We start from the raw sequence: 26,677 nt of genomic DNA on the forward strand, positions 1-26,677 counted from the left end.
TAAATGTGCTATAATTGAAAATTCTGACTTTCCTTATGAAAATTTGTTACGCACACTATTGATAGTGTGAAAAAATATTCTTTTCTATTTGAATTTTTCTGGTTTTGAAACTCTCATATTCAATATATGTCCGCATTTAGTACATATCTCTGCAAAAACTTCTGAACCTTTTCCTGGCTTAAATATTATATTAATAGGCAATAGTTTTGGTTCAGCACCAAATGTTCCTTGTGCAAATTCTGTACCCCCACATTCAGGACATTTTCTTTCTTCATCCACACTATTCATCTCCTATGTTACTTTTTTATTTTAATAATATTCATAAAAACTTATTATTAGAACAAAGACATAATGAGTTACCATTGTTCATTTGATTATTAGCAACAGAGATTGTCTGTTAACTTCGAATACCTGTAAGGTACCTGACACCTTACAAAAGCTGGAATAGTTTTTATTGTTAATAAATAAATTTATTTATAAGCTTTTTATGACGACTTTTTCTTGTGCATAAATTAATATAAATAAAAATATACTAGATACTAATGAAAACTTTGAATAGTTAATTACTGTGAGATAATTACCTAATAATCCTACTATTAAGCAGAGAATACTTAACCCCATATACCCATATATTGCAAATATTTTCTTTTTTGAGATTAGTTTTATGAATGTGATAGATAGTATACATATAAATTCCAGTACAATTATTTCTATAAATGACATACTTGGATTACTTTTTTGCACATAAAATCTGCTAAAAACAAATATAAAAATACCTAAATAATTTATAATCATTAAAAAGTAAATCATTATTTTTTTTAGTATAGTTATAATACTTTTAAGCCTATGCATGTCTACCATCCTTTCATTAGACAATTAACACATAATTATAACTTTTCATTAGCAACATAGATTGTCTGTTAATTTTCAATCTATGTAAGGTACCTGACCCCTCTTACAAAAACTGGAACAGTTTTTGCTGCTATAAATTTTTTTTCATATAATAATGCTTATGTTCTGATGGACAATCATCTAATATACCAAATACTTCATATCCATGTTTTAAGTAAAAATCTTTTGCTTGAAAATCGAAGGTATCTAAATGAACTAATTTACAACCTTTTTGTTTGGCTATATTTTCTACTTCATTTATAAGTGCTGAACCATAGCCTTCTTTTCGGAAATCTTCTTTTACCCATAAAATGTCTACATATAGGCAATTCCAACAATATAATACGCTATTTATTCCTGCTATTACATCTCCATCTATGCTTCTTATAACTCTATTGATTGGTAAAAAGTGTGGTTCTTGTGTAAAAGGGACTTTTGAACAATTATATTTAACTATTCCATCATCAACTATCTGACATTCTTTTCTTGTACTTTCCTCAATTATAAAACCTTTCATTTATTCTCCCCCTATCCTACTATACCAATAGTTTTTTAGTTCGTAAAAAAATTACTATTGTTCATTTGATTATAGTTTTTAATAACACTTACCATATATCATGGAGTAAAAGTTAAAATCAAAACTTCTTCTATACTTTAAGTTGCTTTGCAATATTTTTAGTTTATGATGTTAGAAAGAAAAATATGATTATTTGATGTTTGTACTTTTCTATTTGAAAACTCATTAGTTTCTTTGTAAGATATTAACAATGTATTAAATGTAGTTAAGTTTCGTTGAATTGATATACAAAATAAATTACTATTAATTAAAAGATGAATGTTAGGGGGGAGTTTATGATTAGATTTAGAAAATTAGTTTTATATGGAATAGGTATAATAGCAGTTTTAGTTATAATATTTGCTTTTCAAGTTGTTTATTTTGGAGAAAGTTCAAAACCTCAAAAATCTGATTGTATAGTCATATTGGGGTGTAAGGTTTATGGAAGTACTCCAAGTCCTTTTCTTGCTTGGAGGACAGATGAAGGACTTAAATTGTTTAAAGAAGGATATGCAAATTATATAATAGTTTCTGGTGGAAAAGGAGAAGGGGAGAACATATCAGAAGCTGAGGCTATGAAAAGATATTTAGTTCATAAAGGTGTTGATGCTTCTAAAGTAATTATAGAAGATAAGTCGGCAACTACTATGGCTAATTTGATAAATTCAAAAAATATAATGGAAAAAAGGCAATTTAAAACGGCAATAATAGTGTCAAATAAGTATCATCTAAAGAGAGCATCTCTTATGGCTAAGGATCAGGGTATAAATGCTTCTTATTCAGGTGTTTTTGTTACACCCTATAAGTCTAATGAAATTATTGGATACATTAGAGAAGTTCCAGCATTAATTAAGTATTACGGTTTAAAAGTTTACTCCAAAATGTTTTGAATAAAAAAGGAAATTCAGCTTTGAGGTAGAATATATAAAATATGATAATATTTATATATTCATTTAAAAGTTAATATTAAAACAACGAATTAGGAGGTAATACTTATGGACAGAGTTTATTACTGCATAGACTGCAAGAGAGTAATAGCAAATGACAAGGTATGTGATTATTGTAAAGGTGAAGATTTAAAACAACTTACAATTAAGGCTCCTGTAAATGTTATTGGAACAAAAATAAAAGGAAAGGTTTTAAAAATTAAAGCTGGAAAGGTAAATATTTTAACGAGAAATGAAGCTAATGAAAAAGTAATAAAAGAATATGAACTTGAACAACTAAAAAAGTTGTTATAATTTTAAATAGAAAGAGGCTATTGATGATTAATTAATAGTCTCTTTTAGTACATCCAGCATGGGCGTAATATTGTTGGTGAAAGTTTGATATGGGGGGATTAATATGTTTAAAAAAGTAATTATATCAATATTATATGCATTTCTAATCTCTGTATTTTTTATTCTTGCAATAGGGCCTATCTTAGATTTTATATTTCATTACAGCCGTGAAGCTATAACATCTTATTTTTATATTGGTGATTCACTTTTAGTAGCAACTATTTTTACCATTATATTATGCACACTAATAATTATTGAGAAATGTGGAAAATCTGATTAATAGCAAAACAAATTATTCAAGTTATTACACCAAATAACGGTGAATGGATTGTTATCACAGCTTTCTCAAGCATGTACAGCTTAATGTTTCTTCGGTTACTTGAGTCACATTATGCTTAAACTGTGAAAGTTAAACTATTATTATATCAGACATATTTAAATTATGGTAAAATGTGAAGTATAAAAATTTTAATGTATATAATTTAAAAAAAGGAGTGGATCTATTTGCGGTATGATTTGATTTTTAAGGATGAACTTGAAGTTGATAAAAAATATCCAGCTTGTTTGAAAACAGTGATTTTAAAAAGCAAAGAAAAAAGATGTGTAGGTTCAATGTACATAGCACAGGGAAAAGGACCACATCCTACTATAAATTTACTTCATGGATTTCCTGGATATGAACAAAATATAGATTTAGCACAGGTTTTAAGACGCATTGGATATAATGTACTTATATTTCATTATAGAGGTTCCTGGGGCAATGAGGGAGATTACTCATTTACTGATGTATTGGAAGATGTACAGGTATCTATGGAGTTCTTAAATTCAGAAGAAGCGTTAAATGAATACAGAGTAGATAAAAGTAAAATAACTCTTATAGGACATAGTATGGGAGGATTTGCAGCACTAATGACTGCTGCTAGCGATTTTAAAATAAAAGCGGCAGTGTCAATATCTGGATTTAATTTAGGGGCTTTTGCTGAAAGTATTTATTCTAATAAAGAGAAAATAAATAAATCTATAGAGGAATGGATAGAAAATATATATCCTCTTAATGGCACATGTTCTAAAAGGCTGGTTAATGAAGCCTTAAATAATATACATAAGTATAACATTATAAATTATGCAGATAGGTTATCTAAAGTTCCATTACTTTTAATTGGAGGGACAAGGGATAAGGATGCTCCAATTAATATTCACCATATCCCTTTAGTAAATGCTCTAAAAGAGAAAAATGCTTCAGCTCTAGAAGAAGTTATATTAGATTCAGATCATGCCTTTTCAGACAGAAGAATTTCACTTATTCAGGCAGTAGTTTCATGGCTTGAAAGGCATCAATAACACATTGATACATTAATTTGTGTCCAAGGGAATTTGGATGAAGACCATCTACATATAATTCTCTTGGATTTATATTTTCTAAAACCTTTTTAAAATATTTATGAAAATCTATATAGTTTATTTTACACTTATTGCAAAAATTTATTATCCAGTCTCTATAACTTTCCTGAGTATTGTTTACTAAGATATAATCTACATCTTTACTCCATTTTTCTTCTGCTAGAGCATGGCCTATTGGAGGTTCTATACCTACTATTGGTATTATGTTGTAGCTTAAAGCTTCTTTTAATAATTCAGCTAAATTATTTTCTACCATAGTTAAGCTGCGGTTGCCCATAAAATCATTGTAGCCTCCCATAATAATTACGTGGGTAGGTTTAAGAGTAACTACATCTGTGTAAGACCTAGATAACATTCCAGCAGTAGTATCTCCGTTAACACCTTTGTTAATAACATCTGATTTTAATTCATTGTTTAATAGACTTACCCAAGATTCATTTTTTAAAACTCCATAACCAAAAGTTATGCTGTCACCTATACATACTAACCTCATATAAATAAATCCTTTCTTCTTAAGTTGTTTAGTTCAATAAGAAGCTCCTGCTGTTTTAACATTTGTTGTTGAATGGACCAAGCATTAGCTCCGTAAGCAAAATTACCATTTAAAATACTTTTTAAATTTGCCTGACTTTCACTAGTTAATAAATTTAGAAGTTTCTCCTGATAAACTTCAGGAGTGGAATAAAAAATACTTTTTATTTCTTCATTAAAGTTTTTTAAATTATTTGTTAGCTCTTCTGTTCTTTTCTTGAAATTATTTTTACACATTATAATAGCTAATATGATTAAAATAAAAAGAAGTAAAATGCCCATTTAAAAGTACCTTCCTTAACATTATATTTTAAAAATCAACCTTCACTGTCCTCTGTCCTCTAAAAAAATAATATCCACCTTACAAATTATATTATAACAAAATTAGAGCCTTAATGCTAAATTTCTCATCTTATGGAGTAATGACTATGAAACACATTGTTCGTAATGGTACGAATTATATATAATAGTATGTGGATAAAACACTACAAAAATACGAATATTTTCTTATATAATCATAAAAACATATTGATTTTTAAAAAATAGTGTGCTACCATAAATATATAAGATGAATAAAACATCCATATAATCCTGATAATAAGGTTTGGGAGTCTCTACTAGGAAACCATTAATTTCCTTTCTATGGGTTAATCTGAGGAATATAGATATTTTTCAGCTTTTACTGAAAGTATTTTTTGAGTTCCACTGCCAGATTCCCTGTGAATTGGTAGTGGAATTTTTGTTATTATGATATATATTGAAAAACGAGGAGGAACTTTAATGAAAGTTGCTATTATTTTTGGAAGTAAATCAGATACGGAAAAAATGAAAGGAGCTGCTAATGCGTTAAAAGAATTTGGAATAGAGTATAAAGCTTATATACTCTCAGCGCATAGAGTTCCAGAAAAGCTTATGGAAACAATTCAAAATATAGAAAATGAGGAATATGAGTGTATAATAGCTGGAGCAGGTCTTGCAGCTCATCTACCAGGGGTTATAGCTTCGCATACAATTCTTCCTGTTATAGGAGTGCCAATAAATGCAGCAATAGGTGGAATGGATTCGCTTTTAGCTATTGTTCAAATGCCAAAATCAATTCCAGTGGCAACAGTAGGCATTAATAACAGTTATAATGCCGGAATGCTTGCAGTTCAAATGATATCTTTGAAATACCCAGAAATTAAAGAAAAACTAAAAAAATATAGAATAAATATGAAACAAAAATTTATAAAAGATAATGAAGAGGGAGTGGAGTTATAAAATGGAAAAGAGAGAAATGATATATGAAGGAAAAGCTAAGAAGGTATATGCTACAGATGATAAGGATAAGGTAGTTGTTTATTATAAAGATGATGCTACAGCTTTTAATGGTGAAAAAAAGGGTCAAATAGAAGATAAGGGAGTTATGAATAATTCAATTACTTCAGCATTATTTGAATTTTTAGAGAAGAATGGAGTAAAAACTCATTTTGAGAAGAAACTAAATGAAAGAGAACAACTTTGCAAAAAGGTAGAAATAGTTCCTCTTGAAGTTATAGTTAGAAATGTAGCAGCTGGAAGTATGGCTAAAAGATATGGCCTAGAGGAAGGTTTTGAACTTAAAACTACAGTGCTTGAATTAAGTTATAAAAATGATGATTTAGGAGATCCACTTATTAATGATTATCATGCAGTAGCTATGGGAATCACAACTTTTGATGAATTAAAGACTATATATGCTATGGCATCAAAAGTTAATGAAGTTCTAAAAGAATTCTTCTTAAAGCAAAATATAAAATTAATAGATTTCAAGCTAGAGTTTGGAAGATTTAATGGAGAAATACTTTTAGCAGATGAAATATCACCAGATACATGTAGATTTTGGGATGCAAAGACTAATGAAAAGTTAGACAAAGATAGATTTAGAAGAGATCTTGGTAATGTTAAAGAAGCCTATGTAGAAATACTAAATAGAATAAATGCAAATTAATCATTAAGTAAAAGTTTATCCAGTACTATTTAAAAATTAAAAAGAGGGGAATCTTATAATGTGCAATTTAAATAAATGTATTAATAAGTCTTTAGTATTTGATTTAGAAGAAGATAAATTTAAAGATGAATGTGGTGTTTTTGGTATTTTTTCACCTGATAATCTAGATGTAGCATCTATAACTTACTATGGACTTTATGCACTTCAACATAGAGGACAAGAAAGTGCTGGAATAGCGGTATCAGATGGCAAGGAAATAAAATGCTATAAAAATATGGGTCTTGTTTCAGATATATTTAATGAGAATATAATACAAGATTTAAAGGGAATAAGTGCAATTGGTCATGTTAGATATTCTACAACAGGATCAAGTAATGCTAACAATGCACAGCCTTTAGTTGTAAAATATAAATTAGGTTCTCTTGCAATTGCTCATAATGGCAATTTAGTAAATACTGATGTAATAAGAGAACTTTTAGAAGATGGGGGCTCTGTTTTTCAGACTTCCATTGATACAGAAGTAATTTTAAATTTAATATCAAAGGGTTCTAAAAAAGGTATAGAAACAGCAGTAGTTAATGCTATACAGGCAGTAAAAGGATCTTATGCAATTGTGCTTTTAACTGAAGATAAACTTATAGGAGTACGTGATCCTAATGGTATAAGACCACTTTGTGTGGGTAAGATAGGTGATAGCTATATACTATGTTCTGAAAGTTGTGCACTTGATTCTGTAGGTGCAGAATTTGTAAGAGATGTAGAACCTGGAGAAATTGTTATTATAGATAAAGAAGGTATTAAATCTATAAATTTTGCAGAAAAGACAAAATGCGAAACTTGTTGTTTTGAATATATATATTTTGCAAGACCAGATAGTACTATAGATGGTATAAATGTTTATAGTTCAAGAGTAAAGACAGGCAAAAAACTATATGAAGAATGTCCAGCAGAAGCAGATATAGTTATAGGAGTACCTGATTCTGGTATACCAGCAGCTGTAGGCTATGCAGAAGCTGCTGGAATACCTTATGGAACAGGATTTATAAAAAATAAGTATGTAGGAAGAACATTTATAACTCCTTCGCAGGAATTAAGGGAAAGAGCAGTTTCAGTTAAGCTTAATCCTTTAAAGGTAAATGTAGAAGGTAAGAGAGTTGTAATTGTTGATGATTCTATAGTAAGGGGTACTACAAGTAGAAAATTAGTAGAGGCTTTGAGAAAGGCAGGAGCTAAGGAAGTTCATTTTAGAGTTTCATCACCTGTAGTAAAATATCCTTGCTATTTTGGAATAGATACTCCTTATAGAAGTGAACTAATAGGAGCTCATGCTGAATTAGAAGAAATAAGAAAAGAGATAGGTTGTGACAGTTTAGGTTATGTAAGTATTCCAGGACTTTTAGAGGCTTTAGATATAAATAAAGGTTTTTGTCTTGGATGTTTTAATGGAGTTTATCCTGTATCAGCTCCTATGGAGAAACCTAAGGATCATTTAGAATAATGAGGAGATACTTATAGTATCTCCATTCTTCAATTAAATAAAATTTTGAGAGGTGCAAGTTATGGTAACATATAAAGATTCAGGTGTTAATATAGAAGAAGGATATGAATCAGTAAAGCTTATTAAGGATCATGCAGCAAAAACCTTTATACCTGGTGTATTAAATAATCTTGGAAGTTTTGCCGGTATGTTTGAAATTGGAAATTATAAAAATCCTATTCTTGTTTCAGGAACAGATGGTGTTGGAACAAAGCTTGAATTAGCTTTCAAAAGTAAAAAGTATGATACTGTAGGAATTGATTGTGTGGCTATGTGTGTAAATGATATATTGTGTCATGGTGCAAAGCCTATATTTTTTCTTGATTATATTGCTTGTGGAAAATTAGAAGCAAATGTTGCTGCAGATTTGGTTAAAGGCGTATCAGATGGTTGTATTCAAGGTGGCTGTGCTTTAATAGGTGGAGAAACTGCAGAAATGCCAGGCTTTTATCCAGATGGAGAATATGATATGGCAGGATTTGCAGTAGGTATAGTTGAAAAAGAAGATATAATAGATGGAAGCAAAATAGAAGATGGAGATGCACTAATAGGTATAGATTCAAGTGGTCCTCACAGTAATGGATATTCATTAATAAGAAAGCTTATTAAAAACTATGATGAAGATTTTAATGGTAAGAAAATAGGGGATGTATTATTAACACCTACTAAAATATATGTTAAACCTGTGTTAAAGCTTATGGAGAAATTTGATATAAGAGGAATGGCTCATATTACAGGCGGTGGTTTTTATGAAAATATACCAAGAATGTTTAAAGAAGACTTTACATCTGTTATAGACAAAAATAGTTTTGAAGTACCTGAAATATTTAAACATATAATAAAACTAGGTGTAGATGAAGATCATATGTTTAATACTTATAACATGGGTATTGGTTTTGTTCTATGTGTTAAAAATGAAGATGTAGAAGAAATCATAAAAGAATTAGATAATATGGGCGAAAAAGCATATAAAATTGGATATGTTGAAAAGGGAGATAAAAAAGTATGTTTAAAATAGGAGTACTTGTATCTGGTGGTGGTACGGATCTCCAATCAATTATAGATGCAATAAACACTGGATACTTAACAAATTGTAGTATTGAAGCAGTTGTAAGTGATAGAGAAGGTGTATATGCTTTAGAAAGAGCAAAAAATAATGATATAAATACTTATGTAATCGAAAGAAAAATATATAAAAATACAGTTTCTGATGAAATACTTAAATTACTTTATAAAAAAGTAGATTTAATAGTTTGTGCAGGCTGGCTATCAATACTTAAAGGTGAGCTTATAGAAAAATTTGAAAACAAAATAATAAACATACATCCTTCATTAATACCAGCATTTTGTGGAAATGGTATGTATGGGATGAAAGTTCATGAGTGTGCCTTAGAATATGGTGTAAAAGTATCAGGTTGTACAGTACATTTTGTTGATAATGGAACAGATAGTGGTCCAATAATTTTGCAAAAAACTGTACCCGTATATGCAGAAGATAGTGCAGAAGAACTACAAAAGAGGATATTAGATGAAGAGCATAAAGCCTTGCCGGAAGCAGTAAAATTAATTTCGGAGGGTAAGGTTAAGGTAAGTGGAAGGATAGTTATAATCAAGTGATTCTTAAACTAAGATTTAATTAAGAGGAATACTCGCTTACTAGAGCAGAGTTTATTAAATGGTACTTAGATCCTGAGCAGAGCTCACAAAATGCTATTTAGGCATTTTAGCAATCTGAGTTTTAGAAGAATTTATCTAGGGGTGTATCAGCTGTTAGTTCCCAGTTTAAGAAAATGGGAATGTTACGGATGGTAACTATAGGATAAATAATAATTAAATTGGAGGTATATGAAATGTTAAAACGTGCATTAATAAGTGTTTTCGACAAAACAGGGGTGCTAGATTTAGCAAAATTTTTAGTTGATAGAGAGGTTGAAATACTTTCTACTGGTGGTACATACAAACATTTAAAGGAAAATAATATACCTGTAACAGAAGTTTCAGATGTAACTGGATTTGAAGAAATATTAGATGGAAGAGTAAAAACTCTACACCCATTTATTCATGGTGGAATTTTAGCTATAAGAGATAATAAAGAGCATATGGCAACTATAGAAAAGAAGGGAATAAAGCCAATTGATATGGTGGTTGTAAACTTATATCCTTTCTTTGATAAAGTAAAAGAAAATCTAGAATTTGAAGAAAAAGTTGAATTTATAGATATCGGTGGACCTACTATGATAAGGGCTGCTGCGAAAAATTTTCAAGATGTTATAGTCTTAACAGATGTTAATGATTATACAGATGTTATGAAGCAAATAGAAGAAAATGGTGATGTAGATTTTAATACAAGAAAAAAATTCGCAGGAAAAGTATTTAATCTCATGTCTGCTTATGATGGAGCTATAAGTAACTTCTTATTAGAGGAAGAAGAATATCCTGAATACCTATCAGTTTCATATAAAAAATCTATGAATTTAAGGTATGGAGAAAATCCACATCAGAGTGCAGCTTATTACACTTCTACTGCAGAAAAAGGTTCTATGAAAGATTTTGTTCAGTTAAATGGAAAAGAATTATCTTATAACAATATAAAAGATATGGATGTAGCATGGAAAGTAGTAAATGAATTTGAAGAAATAGCATGTTGTGCTGTAAAACATAATACACCTTGTGGTGCAGCTATAGCAGATAATGTATATGATGCTTATATGAAGACCTTTGAATGTGACAATACTTCAATATTTGGAGGCATTGTAGCAGTTAATAGAACTTTAGATAAGAAAACAGCAGAAGAATTAGTAAAGATATTCCTTGAAATAGTTATTGCTCCTGATTTTGATGAGGATGCTTTAGAAGTTTTAAAAACTAAGAAGAATTTAAGAGTTATAAAGAGCGATATAAAACCTCAAAGCAAAGTTGAATTTGCAAAAGTAGATGGAGGAATTTTAGTTCAATCATCTGATGATAAATTAGTAGATGAAGTAAAGGTAGTAACAGAAAAAGCTCCAACAGATGCAGAAATGAAAGACTTAATGTTTGGAATGAAAGTATGTAAATATGTTAAATCCAATGCTATAGTTGTAGTTAAAGATGGTGCTGCAAAAGGAATAGGCGGCGGACAGGTTAACAGAATTTGGCCAGCTTGTGACGCTTTAAAGAGAGCAGGAGACGGTGTAGTTCTTGCTTCAGATGCATTTTTCCCATTTGGAGATATAGTTGAAGAGGCTGCAAAGTACGGAATAAAAGCTATAATTCAACCAGGTGGATCTTTAAAGGATGATTTATCCATAGAAGGCTGTAACAAAAATGGAATAGCTATGGTATTTACAGGGGTAAGACACTTTAAACACTAATTTTTATTAGAGGACAGAGGACAATGGACAGAGGACAGTGAAGGAAGATTTTTCTACGCTACACTACGAAAAATCTTTAATTTATATAAACTAGTAATGTTTTGCATTAGCAAAACAAGCTTGAAAAAATAAATTAGTTTTCTGACATAAGGAAGAAAACTCACCTTCATTGTCCTCTGTCCTCTGTCAATTGTCCTCTCAAAAAGTTGCTTCGTATTATTTTTATATTGCTAAATTTAAATTATAGCGAATAATTTTGGAGGAATAAATCATGAAAGTATTAGTAATTGGTTCAGGCGGACGTGAGCATGCTATTGCATGGAAGATAGCTCAAAATTCTAGAGTGGAAAAAGTTTATTGTGCACCTGGAAATGGTGGTACAGCGGTAGAGGATAAATGTGAAAATGTAAAGTTAAAGAGTAATGAAGAGTTACTACAGTTTGCTAAGGATAATGAAATATATCTTACTGTAGTTGGACCAGAAGTTCCTCTTACAGAAGGTATTGTAGATTTATTTAAAAGTCAGGGATTAAAGATTTTTGGACCTTCTAAAGAAGCTGCACAGCTTGAGGGCAGCAAGGCTTTTTCAAAAGAATTCATGAAAAAGTATGGTGTTAAAACTGCAGAATATGAAGTTTTTGAAAATGAAGATGAAGCTATCAAATACTTAAAAACATGTGCATATCCAATAGTTATAAAAGCAGATGGATTAGCTGCAGGAAAAGGCGTAGTCATTTGTGAAGAATATAAGATGGCAGAAGAAACTATAAAAGACTTTATGATCAATGATATTTTTAAAGGATCAGGTAAAAAAGTAGTAATAGAAGAATTTTTAGAAGGACCTGAGGCATCAATACTTTCTATAACTGATGGAGAAACTATAATTCCTTTTATATCGGCTAAAGACCATAAACAAATATATGATGGTGGGAAAGGTCCGAATACAGGTGGAATGGGAGCTGTAGTACCTAATCCTTATTGCAGTATTGAAGTTCTTAAAGCTTTTGAAAAAGAAGTAATAGAACCTACACTAAAAGGCATTAAAGAAGAAAAATTTGATTATACAGGTATAATCTTTTTTGGAATAATGATAACTAAAAAAGGACCTTATCTTTTAGAATATAATGTGAGACTAGGAGACCCTGAGACTCAGGCTGTACTTCCTATAATGAAAAGTGATCTACTAGAACTTATAGAAGCAGCTTTAGATAAAAAGCTTTCACAGTTTAATGTTAGCTGGCATAATGGGGCTTCCTGCTGCATTGCAGCTGTTTCTAAAGGATATCCAGGTAAATATGAAGTTGGATTTGAAATTAAAGGTACAGATGAAGCTAAAAGAGTTTTTGTAGCTGGAGCACAATATGAAGATAAGAAGCTTAAAACAAGTGGTGGAAGAGTTTTATGTACACAATCATTAGGAAACACATTGGAAGAGGCTATAGACGCTGCATATGATGATTTAAATAGAATAGAGTTTGAAGGTATGTACTATAGACATGATATAGGCAGAGCCAAGTAGGTAGAATATTTTATATTATATAATTTAAAAATTTAAGGTTAAATTTCTATATGAAATTGTGCCTTAAATTTTTTTTATTTATAATTTATACACAAATATATTTTATAATAAAAATAAGTCTGGTTATAATTAAAAAGGAAAATAGTATATAGTATTAAGTTACATAATGTAAAAGATGGTAGAAAAAATTTTAATTTAATAGTAAAATGTGATATGTATTTGTTTATGGCACTAAATTTTGAAATGTTTAAATTGTTTGGAGGTAAATATGCAAAAAAATAGAAGAGTAAGCAAAAAAGGAAAGAGAAAAAAGTTATCTTTAAAAAGACTTATGTGCTTTATAACTTATGAATTGATAGTAATAATTATCGCTACACCACTTTTAATATTCTATGGACCTTTTAAGAATGTTAGGACTAAATTTGTAGGCACAGCTATGGCTACTTTTACTCATCAATATTTTGCTACAACATTTTTATCTAAGGATAAAATAAATGAGATATTAAATGATAGTAAAAGCAATGGAGTCTCTGGCAGCGAATCTGAGAATTTAGGTAATGTTAGTGTAAATTACTCTAATGACAGTGGAATAGATAGATATGAAATAGATGATACTAAATTTCATGCATATATCCTTGAGGTAAAAAATCCTACAAGAATGAAAATTGGATACACAAATAAGCTGAAAGAAGTGGGACAGAAAACAAGTGAAATAGCCGAGGAAAATGGAGCAGTAGCTGCTGTTAACGGAGGTGGCTTTACTGATAAATCTTCAAATGGAAAGCTTTGGACCGGAACTGGTGCATATCCACAAGGTATAGTTATATCTGATGGAAAAGTTATTTACAGTGATGTTAAACATAATGAAGCAGTAAATGTTACAGCTTTTACTAAGGAAGGAAAATTGATAGTAGGAGATCATACTGTAAGTGAACTACTGAGGGATAATGTTACGGAAGCTATATCTTTTAGAAATAGTCTTATTATAAATGGAAAACCTGTCGCTTTAGCTGAAGAAGGATTAAATCCTAGAACTGCTATAGGCCAAAAGCAGGATGGTACTATTATAATGTTGGTTGTTGATGGAAGAAAAGGACTAAAAGCAGGTGCATCATTAAAAGAAGTTCAAAACATATTGCTTCAGAGAGGCGCTTTAAATGCAAGCAGTCTTGATGGTGGTTCTTCTTCTACTATGTATTTTAATGGCGAGGTTATTAACAGCCCCTGTGATTGGAATGGTGAAAGAACTATAGCTACAGCAGTGTATGTAAAACAGTAGAGAGGAGTTTAATGGATGAGAGGATTAAAAAAAGTACTAGTTTGGACAATGATTCCTATAGTTTTAGAAGTTGTAGGGTTTTTACTTGTGGATAATTTTTATTTAAATGACCAAACTACTTTTAATACTAAAAAAATAGATTCTGCTAAAAAAGCAGCTAATAAGATTAATTTAAAAATACCGGATGATGCTAAAAATATAGCTGTTTCTTATAATGGAAATTATGTTTCTTATTGTTCAGATGGAGTAATTAATGTGGTAGATACTTCAAATAATAAGAAAAAGGAAATAAAGTTTGAAGATGGAGCCGAGTTATCTTCATATAAATGGTGGCCTAATGAGAATATTATACTTATAGCAGAAAAGTATAATGATGGAGATTCTAGCTATCTAAAATTTCAATCTTACAATGCTAAAAAAGATGAAAAGAATGTGCTAAGCAATGAAAAAAATAAAGAACTAAAAATATCCCTGTTAGATAGTAAATATAATGTTTCTGATATAGCTATGTCAACTGCTAGTAATGTAACTTATGTTAAGGTTTCTAAAGAAGGAGTAAGAAGTAGGTTATATTGTATAAATGTAATGACTAATACAGAAGAAACCAGATATCCTAATTGTAAACTTGGTAAAATATTTGTTGAAAATAAGGAAGATAGATTAATATATGAGGATAATACAAATAATAGGATAAGAGGAATTGGTTTCAAAAGTCCTATAGCAACAGGTGAAAATGGCATTCATTATTTATTAAATATAGATGGTGAAGATAGAATATATATTGGTAATGGTGAAAATGAGAAAATCAAGAAAATATTCGTTATAAATTTAAAAAAGACGTCAGAAAATCAAAAATTACCACTATCTCAGCCAACGGATAAAAAAAATATATATATTACCCGAGATGGAAAGATATATGTGAATGATAGTTCAAAGAATGTAGTTACTGAGCTTTCTACTGGTAAAGAAATAAGTTATAAAGGGACTTTAGTAGAAATATATAGATCAGGTATAATATCTAAAGATAATGGGAAAATTATAGGTACACTATTTTAAAGAAGTTTGAAGTTGCACGACTAAATATTTAGTTGTGCAATTTTTGAAACTATTTTATCACAATTAGTCGTAAAGAAGAATAATTAAAATAGTTAGAAAATAAATATAATTAAAAACATAGCATAAATAACACATAATTATATCAATAATAATGCAAAAAAATTAAAAAGCAAAACAATATAAATATGTTTTTTTTACTAATAACAGTGAATGAGTTTATTGAAATAAGCTAAAGTACTGGTATTTGGGATATTCAAATATCGAAAAGATTCATATTCAGAATATTAAAAATATTGCGAATAATAAAAGAATGTGATAAATATGTGCTATAATTACACTAGCTGAAAAATTCATTATATTATATTATTTTATTTTACTTATTTTTGAAAGGAGTGTTTTTGAAAATGGCGAGTAGCAACAAATCAATTTTTAGAACTAAGTCTATTGAGGCGATGTTAGCTGAGGCATCAGGAAAAGGTCTTAAAAAAGTACTCGGTGCATTCGAACTTACAATGCTTGGAATTGGCGCAATTATAGGTACAGGTATATTCGTATTAACAGGTGTTGCAGCAGCTGATTATGCTGGACCAGCACTTGTGCTATCATTCGTATTTTCTGGAATAGCATGTTCATTCGCAGCTTTATGTTACGCAGAACTTGCAGCTATGATACCCGTAGCTGGTAGTGCCTATACTTTTGGGTATGTTGGCTTAGGTGAAATTTGGGCATGGATTATAGGTTGGGATCTTATCTTGGAATACATGGTTGCGGTTGCAGCAGTTGCAGTTGGATGGTCCGGATATATAGTAACATTACTTAAAGCAGCTGGAATAACTGTGCCAGCAGCACTTTCTAATCCACCAGGACAAAATGGAGGTATAGTAAACCTTCCATCAATCATAATTTTAGGTATCATTATGTTATTCTTAATTAAAGGTGTTAGTGAAAGTACTAAGTTAAATAATATACTTGTTATTATTAAATTAGGAGTTGTTATACTATTTATAGCTGTTGGAATAGGGCATGTTAATCCTGCTAACTGGCATCCATTCTTCCCATATGGTGTAAATGGTATATTTACCGGAGCATCTATAATATTCTTTGCTTATGTAGGATTTGATGCAGTTGCAACAGCGGCAGAAGAAGTTAAAAATCCTCAAAGGGATCTACCAATAGGAATAGTAGCTTCACTATTAGTATGTACGGTATTATATATTATAGTTTCAGCTATATTAACAGGAATGGTTCCTTATTCACAGTATCACAATAATGCAGCTCCAGTTGCTTATGCACTTCAACAGGTAGGAATTAATTGGGGTTCTGCTTTAGTATCAGTAGGTGCGGTTTGTGGTATATCTTCAGTTTTACTTGTTATGACATTTGGTTCAACTCGTATACTATTCTCATTATCAAGAGATGGATTATTGCCAACAGTATTCTCTGAAGTACACCCAAAATTTGGAACACCTGTAAAGAGTACTGTATTAGTTGGTGTAATAACAATGGCACTTTCAGGATTCTTGCAGATAGGAAGACTTGCAGAGATGACAAACATAGGAACACTTGCAGCATTCTGCGTAGTTTCAGCTTCAGTTATAGTTCTTAGAAAGAAGAGACCAGAGGTTAATAGACCATTTAGTTGTCCAGGAGTTCCTATTACTCCAGCAATTGCAATTATATTCTGCTTGTACTTAATATACAAATTACCATTGTTTACACAGGGAGTATTTGTAGTTTGGGTATCAATTGGAGTTATAGTATACTTTGCATATAGTAAGAGTCATAGTATAATGAATTTCGAGGATCAAAAATAAAGTTTAGTTTTAGTTAAAATTTATTAAAAAGACCTTTACAGCAGTGGTGTAAAGGTCTTTTTCTAAGAGGACTTTTATCCGATAAAATATACGGTCTAATACTTATACTTCTTAAAGTGTATGTTGAGAGCTGAATTATAACCTAAGATTTTTTGAAATAATAAAGTTTACCGCATTCTAGGGAATACTCTATTAATGATTTAGAATATAGATAAGATATAAAAGCAGAAACTCCTCCGAAATTAAGATGATACTGATAAAAATTAAAAGATAAATCATTTAAAACGGCGATGTTTTCTAAAATATCCTCGCGAGTTAAAGGCTGTTCTAAAAGTTCGAGAATTTGATTTTTGTAGTTTTCTATATTAGCTAAATTTTTATCACAGAGTTCTATAATTTCATCTTTGCACAGTACCTTATCTGAATGACTTATAACAAAATAATCAGCATCTATTGTTTTTATATTGTTTAAAGTATTAATACTTTCTTCTATATCATACAAATAAGGGAAAGAATACTTTTTAAGTATTTCTGAACTGAATATGGAATCTCCTAAAAAACACACTTTTTCTGGAGTTATAATTCCTATTTGTTCTATAGAGTGTCCTTTAAGGGGTATTATTTCAAATTTTTCATCATTGATTTTATTTGTACCATATTCTAATGTAAAGTCAACTGATAGAGTTTTATTACTTGTATCTATTCCTTTGATAGGACTAGATGATGATAATATAGATGCCTGAATTTCCTGATTTTCCATAAATAGTTTCTCTTTTTGTGAAGTATATACCAGGCATCCAGGATAATTTTTTTGAAAATAAATATTTCCTCCGCAGTGATCCAAATGATTATGAGTATTTATTATATATTTAGGATGAAGATTATTCTTTACTAATACATCATCTATTTTTTTCGCATCAGAATTATTTGAACCTGTGTCAATTATAAGACAATTTTTATTTTTAAATACAAAAATTCCAGAATTAGTAACCGAATTTATGTAATAAGTGTTTCCTTTAATTTTATCTAAAGACATAAAATCACTTCCTTAATAATTTATAATTTTAAGTATGAAACAGCTCAGAAAACTATGAGAAGCTCATATTTATAATAATATCATATGACAAAATAAATTTAAATTATATAAGGAAAAATTACATTACAGGAAAGTACAAAAAGCTTTGGATTTTAAACATACGCATGTTATAATGTAAAATAGTATAATATATTACTTATATGGAGGTGTAAAAATGGATGCAACAGCAATGACTAGTTTGATGACACTTCTTGCTTTTATGGGCATTGCTCAAGGCTTAAGCATGAAATACAGCAAAGCTGTTAGAAAGAAACTTATGCTTGATGCAGAAGGTATAGATAAAAAGTACGTTAATATGAAAATAAATTATTTAATAATTGTAGGATCATTTTTATTAGTAACTCAAGTTATATCTTATTTTAGACCTGATCTAGGAGAAAAGATAAATATATTACTTTCAGCTTTCTTATTACTTTCTATAACCATAGATATGATTTATAGAAAAATAAGAAGAAAGAAAATGTTGAAAAAAAATTAGATTTAAATTAATGCTGTTGATAGGTTATGTATCAACAGCATTTTTTAATAGATAATGTGAAGCAAGGGTTCGGTGGAAGTTTGGATTTTAACTTTTACTCCATGATATATGGTAAGTGTTTCATCACTGCTAAATGTTTTAATTATTCTAGAGCTCGAAATTTTTGAAAGCCTAAGAACTTTGTCAAACTCGGTTCCCTCAAACAGGACTAAAGTTCTAAGGCTTTCAAAAATTTTGAGCTAAGAATAATACTAAAACAATTTAGCTAATGTGATGAAACACTTACCATATATCACTACATAAAAGTTAAAATCCAAACTAGTAACTTCAGTTCTACATATCAATATTGATAATTTAGATTTTAAAAATTTAGGCGAAAGCCTTCAAAATAAACACATAAAGCAAAAATATTTCTCTTTGTATAATAGAATTGCGAGGATTGAAAATAGTCAAAATAAGATGCTATACAACACATAGATTCAAAACTGAAAATGAGCCTATTACTTCAGGCTACGTCTTAAGTTGTGATTAGAATAACTAACTTAAAATATATAGATAAAAATAATTACTATAAAAGCTATGCTTTTAAGATAATAGTATGTATGTAGACTGAAGTAAGAAAAATTTCATTTTGCAAAAGGGAAAGGTCAATATTTTTGTATTTGAGTTCAATTCAAAATGTATTAAAGCGTTTTTAACACATAAGGTAAAATAAGACAATATTGACATATATGTGAATAAAAATTAAAATAAAGAGGTATTTGAATATTAGTGTAAAAATTACATTTATGCATAATAAAGCAATTAGCACATGGGGGTAAATAAATGGATTTCAGTTTAGACATAGGGGAGTTAACTAATGCAATAAGTCAATATGAAAATGTAATAAAGGATTTAGAAGAACAAAAAGAAAACATCAACAATGCAATTAAAGAACTTACTGACCAAGGTTGGTCAGGTGAAGCAAAAGATAAATTTATAGAAAATCATATTAAAAAGCAGGAATTTTACACAAATTTTATAGAAAAAATGAAATATACGAAAAATGCTTTAGAAAATGAAGAAAAGCCAAGGGCAATTCAATTAAAGAAAAGAAGTGAGAATTTTGAAGCATGCATAAAAAGAAGTACAAGCGGAGTAGCTCTTACAAATGATGATTCAGGAATTATTTCACTTCAATATGGAGGAAAGTTTCCAATAAATAATAATGTTAGTGAATGTATAGATTATTATAAACAAATGAATTCTAAATTCGTAGAAATACTAAGTTTGGTAAACAGCCTGACATTTACAACATTTCCAATTACAGATGATGTTGTCAATTTACAAAACTCACTTAGAAACCAGACAACAAGTTTGACAGAATTTAATGATTCATTTAATGCATATTGTAATAGTGTAAGGGATATGGAATATAATATATGTTCCATATTTTCAAAAATATCAGGAATAACTGAAGGAATATCTCAAATCAGAGGTATGCAAATTATCTCAGAAGATGGACAAGTAGATAGGAATAAAGTAATGCAGTTAATGTTAAAAAATCCCGATAGCTTGACTAATGAAGAAAAAGAGATATTAGCATATGTAGAAAAAGTATTAGGCGAAGAGAAATATGCTCAATTAAAAAATCAAGCAGTGAATCAATCTGGAAATGAAAAATTGATATTATCAATACTTCAACAAAACCAATCACTATATAATACAACTATTACGGATTACATAATAAATCCGAAAACAGGTGAAGTGTTTGATCTAAATTCTATAGCAGACAAGGATACGAGGGAACGTGTAAAATATTTAATAAGAGAGATAAATTCAATGAGCGATAATGAGAAAGTAGATGAAGGCCGCTGGGGATTTTCCCTACTCTACAGTAGACAAGATTATATAGATGAATTAAGTAGAGTGATGAGTGTTGTACAAAGTCCTTACTATCAAAAAACTACAGCCTTTCAAAAGAGGGTTAATTTGACAGCAGATGGAGCTTGTGAATTGGTAGGCGGTGTTACTGAAGTTCCATTTGGTTGGACAGTTGCAACAGGGGGAAGTTTCTTAACAGGAGGTACGTTTTCACCATTAGCTGTTCCTGTAGGTGGTTATCTAATAGCTGATGGTTCTAATAGTATATTTGAAGGCTTTACTAAAGTAAAGAATGCAGCAATTAATCCAAATGGAGACACGACAAATTTTTTAAAAGATAAATATAAAGAATATTTAGGACCAGAAAAAGGAGAAATGGTTTATAATGGAGCTTCTATGGTAACTGCTAGTTTATGTTTAACAAATGACTTTAAAACATTAGAACGTACTATGGTTAATGAAGAGACTATAGAGATACCAAGGAAAAGGAATATGGCAAAGGCATTTAAAGAAAATCTGCCAACGGAAATTATGGTTACAAGACAAGCTAGTCAGACAGTATACACTACTCAAATAATTGATGAAAACAATCCAACACCAATGATATTAAAACGTGTAATAGTTAAAGATCCAACATTTAATGTTAGAAAATTTAATCCTAATAAAGCAAAGAAAGTTGATTTTATCTCTACTATAATTGATATGCGTAATACTTTTAACGAAAATGGCACAGTGAGATCCTGGACTGACTCAGGTGATACTTATATTAAATCTAATCCAGACTTAGCAAAGGTATATGGTGGCAATAATGAAAAATAATAATGAAAAGGAAACAAGTTTAAAACAAGAAAATACTTTAAACAAGAATAAATATGAATACAAATTAATTTATTATGTAATTTGTTATGCAATCGGATATGTTATATCATTATGTGTTACTGGTGTACCTAACTTAATGTATTTAATACCTATTAAACTAGACGCATTGGCTATATCCGTAATTACAGGTACACTTTGGAATACGATTCATTATAAGATAACTGGATATGATGCACGTAGATATGGATTTCTTCCAGCAATGGTAGTATTATTATTACTATTCATAATACTTATCTTAATTAAGGTATTACTTTTATTTGAATTAATTGTAGACCCCAATCCTTTTTTGGGTTTTACTGCATAAATTGAACGTAGCTAAGGCTTTGCAATGCCCCACGGGGGCATTAACAATATTGTGACATCTACAAATAAATATATGAAAACAATACATTCAACACATATAGAATCGACTTTAACAAGAAAAGGCGTTGAAATATAAAACAAAATCCTTCCTACATATAAACTTGTTAGCAATACAAAAAAATATTATGAGAGGGTCAAAAATATATATAGCGAATCTATAGAATCAAGTTATAAACCAATATTAACAAAGTATGAAGGGATTACAATAAAAATATATGATAATAATAAGAAAGAAAAAAATAGAAAGCAAATGAAGACACAATTTAAATGTTTTTTTATAGTAGCAACCATTCCATTTATTTTTAGTATGTTTTTCAAATCAGTAAGAAGTGATCTTACTATTAAAATAGCAATCCAATTATATGGTTGTTTCTTTATATTTGCAATGGTAATTGTACTTTTAGCAACATATTTTATGGAAGATTTAAAAAAGTTTATTTATGCAAATACAAAAACAAAGATAGGTATGTTAATAACATTTATTTTAGGTGTATTAATTGTAATTTCAAAGGTAATGGAGCGACATGGAAAATAACAAGTTTATTACCAATAGGTTCAGTTGTATTAGTTAAAGATTGTGAAAAGAGACTAATGATTTATGGTATTAAGCAAAAAAATAAGGAAGATAATCAAGAATATGATTATGTAGCTTGCGGTTATCCAGAGGGAAACATAAGTGCTGAATATAATTATGTTTTTAATCATGAATCTATTGAGAAAATCGAATTTATAGGTTTTATAGACTCAGAATTTCAATCATTTAGAGCAGCTTTAAATGAAAATGTGTCATAAGAAGATGTTTAAGTTTAAGAAATAAATTATTATATGAATAGGGTTAAGGTGGTATAAATTTAACTTTAGTTTGGTCATATCTTTCTTATTTAACAATTTAATTCTGAAAATCAAATAATTTTTATGAACACTGTATTATTCAGTTGTGAATTTTGAAGTGGTTTTAGTTGCTTTTTCAAAAGTCACATTTTAATATTGATATATTAAAATAAACAGATAAATTTATAATATAAAAATAATGTGACGCAAAGGTGTAGTAGCAGTTTGGATTTTAACTTTTATTCCATGATATATGGTAAGTATTAAGAAAGCTACGCTTTTTTATTGAGATCTATATCATAATGTATTATAAGCAATTTTTAATATTAGAATTACAATAGTTACTACACAACTTTTTAGGTGGAGGGAGCTTTGAATATATGGTGTATAAAAGCTTTTGAGAGAATTTAGGAGCTCTTATGTCTAAAATTTAAAAAATCCCGTAATTTGAATCAGGACGATTCAAGCCGCGAAAGTCCCAGGAGGGGACATTTGAGCGGGTAGAGATTTTTTGAATTTTAGGCATTAGAGCTCCTTAATAAACGGTCAGCTTTTTTACACCATATATTCAATGCGGACTCCACCTAAAAAGTTGAGTTGCAATATGCTTAAAATCTTATTACATTCCAATGAAATTTTGATAATTTTCCGCATAATAATTCTTATCATAAGGTACTTCCCTTAGAGGACAGTCCGTTCCAGGACACATAAGACAATTCTTATAATTAGTTTCATTATGAAAGTAAATTCCCGAATAGGCTTTAGAAGGAGTCATAAAAAAGTTATCATTAAGAGATACTCCTATAAGTTCTTTAGGATCTCCTAAAATATTAAATATCTTTTTTAATTCTTTCATATCCCAATCTATTGTAGAACCAGGATTTACTCTAGCTAATGAACCAGTGTTAAATTTGTTTTCTATAAATTTTTGGAGTTCAAGGTGTACTCGTATTAAAATAGATTGATTGATATGTTCACTTATTTTATTAACAAACTTGTCTTCTTTTGATTCACACCATTTTTGAAGCTCTGTGCCTGCGGTAATTATATATGGAAAAGCTATTAGTTCATTACTTAGATTCACACGTATAACTTTACTAAAGAACTGTTCATTACCAAGTATTGTTGAATCATTAAGTTTTTTTTCTATATTACATTTTTTTAATAGTGCCTTAGGACTAGCAATTTTTTTTGCCTCTACTATAAGTTCTTTTACTATGTTAGATTCGATATCACTAGTGATCTTCAACTCATCACATAGTTTTGAGTGTTCTAGATTAAATTTTAAATCGTCTAATATAATACATCCATTAGTTAACGTTTTCATAATATTGATCAACTCCTTAATATATTTTAGTGTATATATTTAACACAAAATAAGCAAAATGTCACGCAAGGTTCGGTGAAAGTTTTGAAATCTATGCTTTTTAAATAAAGATATACACAATGTACTAAGAAGTAACTTTCAGAGGTATGAAGGCTGATATATGTTGTGCAGGAACATTCGAGCAAATTTTAGAAGTTATTTGCTTGATATATTGAAAAATACCGTAATTTTTGCCAGGACGGCAAAAGCTCCGAAGGTGACAGGACGTCACATTTGAGGAGGTAGGTATTTTTCAATATATCAAGCATTAGAACTTCTTAAATGAAGTGAGTATTCCTGCACAACATATATCAGGCGTAATACATCTGAAAGTTGCTTCGGTTACTTGCGTCACATTATTTTTTAAACTCCGAAAGTTGAGTTATTTGCTATTTCTTTCTCATGCTGCATTGATCTTTGTTTTTACATCTGATGCAATCATGATCTATATTACTTAAAGGCTTATTTTTATCTGCGCCATAAATGTAAGCCATAGACCTGAGTGATGTAAGCATAAAGTCTTCATTTACATAAATGTCAAAAAAGTTTTTAGAATCAAGCTTATCCAGGATGTTTTTTTGGTACCATAAAGGAATTTCTCCATCTCCAGGGGATATTCTATAACTAAGGCCTAAACTCAATTCTTCAGCTTTTGTATGTATATGATTAAATAATTGAGAACTTATTTCAAACATATAAGAGGTGGCCATAGCATCTAATACCATGCCTTCCTTCATTTTTGCGTAAGAGAAAAATTCATTTACTTTTTCAGAAATCTTATCACCAATAGTAATTAAACAGTAAACAATATATTTATAATCTTTTATTACCTCAAAGGTAAAGTCTGTATTTTTTTCTGATATAGTAAACATGGCAGCAGGTTGTACACATTCATATAAATTAGGTAAAAGTTTTTTATACAAAGAATTTATATCTTCAACAGTTATAGTTTCACAATATGATTTTAAAGTATGAATAACTTGCTGTTTATCCAATTTGAAATCAAAATCTAGTATTACCTCCATTTTCGTACACCTCCATAAATATATTATACACTATTTAAGCTGCTAATTTAGATAAGAATTAATAATTGACAAAATTATTAGAATAGTGTATATTGAAAGTGTAATAAAAATTTAATATATAAACTTTCGGGGCAGGGTGTAATTCCCGATCGGCGGTAAAGTCCGCGAGCTGATATGTCAGCATGAACTGGTTAAATTCCAGTACCGACAGTAAAGTCTGGATAAAAGAAAGGTAAAGCAATTATGCAATTGAGTGATTTAAGTAATTAAATTAAGTAGTTGAGTAATTAGCGTTTAAGTATGCTTTTAAGTATTTTGCATATAATAATCCCTGAAGGTTTCTTCAGGGATTTTGTTTTATAAAATTTTATAAAATTTAGGAATAGCTATACCTATACAATTCAATAAAATTGAAAATCAGTAATTAAATTCAAATAAATATATTAAGGAGGGGTAAGGATTTGGAGAGTCAGGAGAAAACTTTAAATAAACATTATATGAAAATAGCACTAAAATTAGCCTTGAAAGGACAGGGAAATGTAAATCCTAATCCTCTAGTAGGAGCAGTGATTGTTAATGATGGAAACATTGTTGGACAAGGGTATCACAAGTTCTATGGAGGACCTCATGCAGAAGTTTATGCTTTAAAAGAAGCAGGAGAAATGGCAAAAGGAGCAGATATTTATGTATCTTTAGAACCATGCTCACATTATGGAAAAACACCTCCTTGTGCAGAAGCTATTTTAAAAGCTGGTATTAAAAAGGTAATAATAGCTATGAAAGATCCCAATCCTTTAGTAGCAGGAAGAGGAATTGAACTCCTTCAAAAAAATGGAGTAGAAGTAGTTACAGGAATTTTAGAAGAAGAAGCAAAAAAAATCAATGAAGTATTTATAAAGTACATAACAAAAAAGATTCCTTTTGTGCTTTTAAAAACTGCTATGACATTGGATGGAAAAATAGCTACACAAACAGGGGAATCAAAATGGATAACTGGAGAAGAATCTAGAAAATATGTACATAAAATTAGAAATAGTTTAATGGGAATAATGGTTGGAATAGGAACTATTAAAAAAGATGATCCATTGCTTACAACCAGGCTACCAGGAGGTGGCAGAAGTCCTATAGCTATAATTTTAGATTCCAAGCTTTCAATATCTTTAGAATCTAAAATTATTACCACTTTAGATAAAAGAAAAATTATAATAGCATGTACGGAAGGCTTTGATACTGAAAAGTCAGAAATACTAAAAAACAAGGGAATAAAAATAATAATTACTCCTAAAGATAAAGATAATAGAGTAGATTTAAAGTATTTGATGAGGGAATTAGGAAAAGAAGGAATAGATGGTATTCTACTGGAAGGTGGAGGAGAGCTTAATTTTTCAGCAGTAAATTCTGGAATAGTAGATAAAATATTATGTTTTGTAGCTCCTAAAATTATAGGTGGTGCTTTATCAAAAACTCCAGTTGAAGGTAAAGGCGTTGAAATTTTAAAGGGCGCTGCATTAATTAAAAATATGAACTGCAAAAATATTGGAGAAGACTTACTTATTGAGGGATACTTCAATAGTTAAAAATAGCAAGTAA

General features: G+C 29.5%; 27 protein-coding genes and 2 riboswitches. Of the genes, 20 read left to right on the forward strand and 7 right to left on the reverse strand.

Annotated features, from left to right (window positions below; genetic code table 11):
* Positions 1-84: 84 nt before the first annotated feature.
* Together HBE96_RS16280 and HBE96_RS16285 are read right to left on the reverse strand one after the other, a co-directional pair.
* Positions 85-288 (reverse strand): transcription initiation factor TFIIIB, encoded by a 204-nt coding sequence (locus HBE96_RS16280; protein ID WP_206154967.1) that lies wholly within the window; start codon positions 286-288, stop codon positions 85-87.
* A 694-nt stretch (positions 289-982) separates the two neighbouring features.
* Entirely contained in the window at positions 983-1,408 is a 426-nt protein-coding gene (locus HBE96_RS16285; RefSeq protein ID WP_169298787.1) for a GNAT family N-acetyltransferase, read from the reverse strand.
* Positions 1,409-1,743: 335 nt separating this feature from the next.
* Between HBE96_RS16285 and HBE96_RS16290 the strand changes: the two genes are divergently transcribed.
* The 4 genes from HBE96_RS16290 to HBE96_RS16305 all read left to right on the forward strand — a co-directional run bounded on the left by HBE96_RS16290 (position 1,744) and on the right by HBE96_RS16305 (position 4,068).
* Positions 1,744-2,337 carry a YdcF family protein gene (locus tag HBE96_RS16290; protein WP_169298788.1) on the forward strand — a complete coding sequence of 198 codons (594 nt, stop codon included), beginning with the start codon at positions 1,744-1,746 and terminating at the stop codon, positions 2,335-2,337.
* A gap of 105 nt (positions 2,338-2,442) precedes the next feature.
* Positions 2,443-2,688, forward strand: coding sequence for a hypothetical protein (locus HBE96_RS16295; protein WP_169298789.1), 246 nt, complete (start codon positions 2,443-2,445; stop codon positions 2,686-2,688).
* Between the two features lie 103 nt (positions 2,689-2,791).
* Positions 2,792-3,007 carry a hypothetical protein gene (locus tag HBE96_RS16300; RefSeq protein ID WP_169298790.1) on the forward strand — a complete coding sequence of 72 codons (216 nt, stop codon included), beginning with the start codon at positions 2,792-2,794 and terminating at the stop codon, positions 3,005-3,007.
* A gap of 224 nt (positions 3,008-3,231) precedes the next feature.
* Positions 3,232-4,068, forward strand: a complete 837-nt coding sequence (locus HBE96_RS16305; RefSeq protein WP_169298791.1) for an alpha/beta hydrolase family protein — start codon at positions 3,232-3,234, stop codon at positions 4,066-4,068.
* Here the strand turns inward: HBE96_RS16305 and HBE96_RS16310 are convergent.
* Together HBE96_RS16310 and HBE96_RS16315 are read right to left on the reverse strand one after the other, a co-directional pair.
* Complete coding sequence (locus tag HBE96_RS16310; protein WP_169298792.1) at positions 4,028-4,621, reverse strand: GDSL-type esterase/lipase family protein; 594 nt, start codon at positions 4,619-4,621, stop codon at positions 4,028-4,030. The two genes, HBE96_RS16305 and HBE96_RS16310, sit on opposite strands and share 41 nt — an antisense overlap.
* On the reverse strand, positions 4,618-4,941 hold the full coding sequence (locus tag HBE96_RS16315) for a hypothetical protein (protein WP_169298793.1): 324 nt from the start codon (positions 4,939-4,941) through the stop codon (positions 4,618-4,620). The genes HBE96_RS16310 and HBE96_RS16315 overlap by 4 nt, the downstream gene beginning before the upstream one ends.
* Positions 4,942-5,220: 279 nt before the next feature.
* A riboswitch (purine riboswitch) is annotated at positions 5,221-5,322 on the forward strand.
* Positions 5,323-5,439: 117 nt separating this feature from the next.
* Here HBE96_RS16315 and purE point away from each other — a divergent pair.
* The 10 genes from purE to bcaP all read left to right on the forward strand — a co-directional run bounded on the left by purE (position 5,440) and on the right by bcaP (position 17,186).
* A complete protein-coding gene (gene purE, locus HBE96_RS16320) occupies positions 5,440-5,919 on the forward strand; it encodes a 5-(carboxyamino)imidazole ribonucleotide mutase (RefSeq protein WP_169298794.1) in 480 nt (159 codons plus the stop codon).
* A gap of 1 nt (position 5,920) precedes the next feature.
* Positions 5,921-6,628 (forward strand): phosphoribosylaminoimidazolesuccinocarboxamide synthase, encoded by a 708-nt coding sequence (purC, locus tag HBE96_RS16325; protein ID WP_169298795.1) that lies wholly within the window; start codon positions 5,921-5,923, stop codon positions 6,626-6,628.
* Between the two features lie 58 nt (positions 6,629-6,686).
* Complete coding sequence (purF, locus tag HBE96_RS16330) at positions 6,687-8,126, forward strand: amidophosphoribosyltransferase (RefSeq protein WP_169298796.1); 1,440 nt, start codon at positions 6,687-6,689, stop codon at positions 8,124-8,126.
* 61 nt (positions 8,127-8,187) lie between these two features.
* A complete protein-coding gene (gene purM / locus HBE96_RS16335; RefSeq protein WP_169298797.1) occupies positions 8,188-9,183 on the forward strand; it encodes a phosphoribosylformylglycinamidine cyclo-ligase in 996 nt (331 codons plus the stop codon).
* Complete coding sequence (gene purN / locus HBE96_RS16340) at positions 9,171-9,782, forward strand: phosphoribosylglycinamide formyltransferase (protein ID WP_169298798.1); 612 nt, start codon at positions 9,171-9,173, stop codon at positions 9,780-9,782. The genes purM and purN overlap by 13 nt, the downstream gene beginning before the upstream one ends.
* Positions 9,783-10,015: 233 nt before the next feature.
* Positions 10,016-11,518 (forward strand): bifunctional phosphoribosylaminoimidazolecarboxamide formyltransferase/IMP cyclohydrolase, encoded by a 1,503-nt coding sequence (gene purH, locus HBE96_RS16345; RefSeq protein ID WP_169298799.1) that lies wholly within the window; start codon positions 10,016-10,018, stop codon positions 11,516-11,518.
* Between the two features lie 271 nt (positions 11,519-11,789).
* Positions 11,790-13,037: a phosphoribosylamine--glycine ligase gene (purD, locus tag HBE96_RS16350; protein WP_169298800.1), complete on the forward strand. Its 1,248-nt coding sequence runs from the start codon at positions 11,790-11,792 to the stop codon at positions 13,035-13,037.
* A gap of 268 nt (positions 13,038-13,305) precedes the next feature.
* Positions 13,306-14,316 carry a phosphodiester glycosidase family protein gene (locus HBE96_RS16355; protein WP_169298801.1) on the forward strand — a complete coding sequence of 337 codons (1,011 nt, stop codon included), beginning with the start codon at positions 13,306-13,308 and terminating at the stop codon, positions 14,314-14,316.
* A gap of 15 nt (positions 14,317-14,331) precedes the next feature.
* Entirely contained in the window at positions 14,332-15,372 is a 1,041-nt protein-coding gene (locus tag HBE96_RS16360) for a hypothetical protein (RefSeq protein ID WP_169298802.1), read from the forward strand.
* Positions 15,373-15,776: 404 nt separating this feature from the next.
* Positions 15,777-17,186: a branched-chain amino acid transporter BcaP gene (gene bcaP, locus HBE96_RS16365; protein WP_169298803.1), complete on the forward strand. Its 1,410-nt coding sequence runs from the start codon at positions 15,777-15,779 to the stop codon at positions 17,184-17,186.
* A 142-nt stretch (positions 17,187-17,328) separates the two neighbouring features.
* Here bcaP and HBE96_RS16370 read toward each other — a convergent pair whose 3' ends face one another.
* Positions 17,329-18,222 carry an MBL fold metallo-hydrolase gene (locus HBE96_RS16370; protein WP_169298804.1) on the reverse strand — a complete coding sequence of 298 codons (894 nt, stop codon included), beginning with the start codon at positions 18,220-18,222 and terminating at the stop codon, positions 17,329-17,331.
* A 214-nt stretch (positions 18,223-18,436) separates the two neighbouring features.
* Between HBE96_RS16370 and HBE96_RS16375 the strand changes: the two genes are divergently transcribed.
* The 5 genes from HBE96_RS16375 to HBE96_RS26410 all read left to right on the forward strand — a co-directional run bounded on the left by HBE96_RS16375 (position 18,437) and on the right by HBE96_RS26410 (position 22,657).
* Positions 18,437-18,760: a hypothetical protein gene (locus HBE96_RS16375; protein WP_169298805.1), complete on the forward strand. Its 324-nt coding sequence runs from the start codon at positions 18,437-18,439 to the stop codon at positions 18,758-18,760.
* Positions 18,761-19,585: 825 nt separating this feature from the next.
* A complete protein-coding gene (locus tag HBE96_RS16380; protein ID WP_169298806.1) occupies positions 19,586-21,442 on the forward strand; it encodes a WXG100 family type VII secretion target in 1,857 nt (618 codons plus the stop codon).
* Positions 21,432-21,806 carry a hypothetical protein gene (locus HBE96_RS16385; protein ID WP_169298807.1) on the forward strand — a complete coding sequence of 125 codons (375 nt, stop codon included), beginning with the start codon at positions 21,432-21,434 and terminating at the stop codon, positions 21,804-21,806. The genes HBE96_RS16380 and HBE96_RS16385 overlap by 11 nt, the downstream gene beginning before the upstream one ends.
* 366 nt (positions 21,807-22,172) lie before the next feature.
* Positions 22,173-22,400 carry a hypothetical protein gene (locus HBE96_RS26405; RefSeq protein ID WP_169298756.1) on the forward strand — a complete coding sequence of 76 codons (228 nt, stop codon included), beginning with the start codon at positions 22,173-22,175 and terminating at the stop codon, positions 22,398-22,400.
* A gap of 14 nt (positions 22,401-22,414) precedes the next feature.
* A complete protein-coding gene (locus HBE96_RS26410; RefSeq protein WP_342590197.1) occupies positions 22,415-22,657 on the forward strand; it encodes a DUF4176 domain-containing protein in 243 nt (80 codons plus the stop codon).
* 658 nt (positions 22,658-23,315) lie between these two features.
* On the opposite strand, the gene HBE96_RS16400 is transcribed toward HBE96_RS26410, so the two are convergent.
* Both HBE96_RS16400 and HBE96_RS16405 read right to left on the reverse strand, forming a co-directional pair.
* Positions 23,316-24,023: a vitamin B12 dependent-methionine synthase activation domain-containing protein gene (locus HBE96_RS16400; protein ID WP_169298808.1), complete on the reverse strand. Its 708-nt coding sequence runs from the start codon at positions 24,021-24,023 to the stop codon at positions 23,316-23,318.
* Between the two features lie 428 nt (positions 24,024-24,451).
* Positions 24,452-25,087, reverse strand: coding sequence for a 5-methyltetrahydrofolate--homocysteine methyltransferase (locus HBE96_RS16405; protein WP_169298809.1), 636 nt, complete (start codon positions 25,085-25,087; stop codon positions 24,452-24,454).
* 118 nt (positions 25,088-25,205) lie between these two features.
* Positions 25,206-25,324: riboswitch (FMN riboswitch) on the forward strand.
* A 260-nt stretch (positions 25,325-25,584) separates the two neighbouring features.
* On the opposite strand from HBE96_RS16405, the gene ribD reads away from it, so the two are divergent.
* A complete protein-coding gene (gene ribD / locus HBE96_RS16410) occupies positions 25,585-26,664 on the forward strand; it encodes a bifunctional diaminohydroxyphosphoribosylaminopyrimidine deaminase/5-amino-6-(5-phosphoribosylamino)uracil reductase RibD (protein ID WP_206154982.1) in 1,080 nt (359 codons plus the stop codon).
* The last annotated feature ends 13 nt before the right edge of the window (positions 26,665-26,677 follow it).

It is taken from the genome of Clostridium muellerianum (genome assembly GCF_012926525.1).
Lineage (GTDB): Bacteria > Bacillota > Clostridia > Clostridiales > Clostridiaceae > Clostridium_AM > Clostridium_AM muellerianum.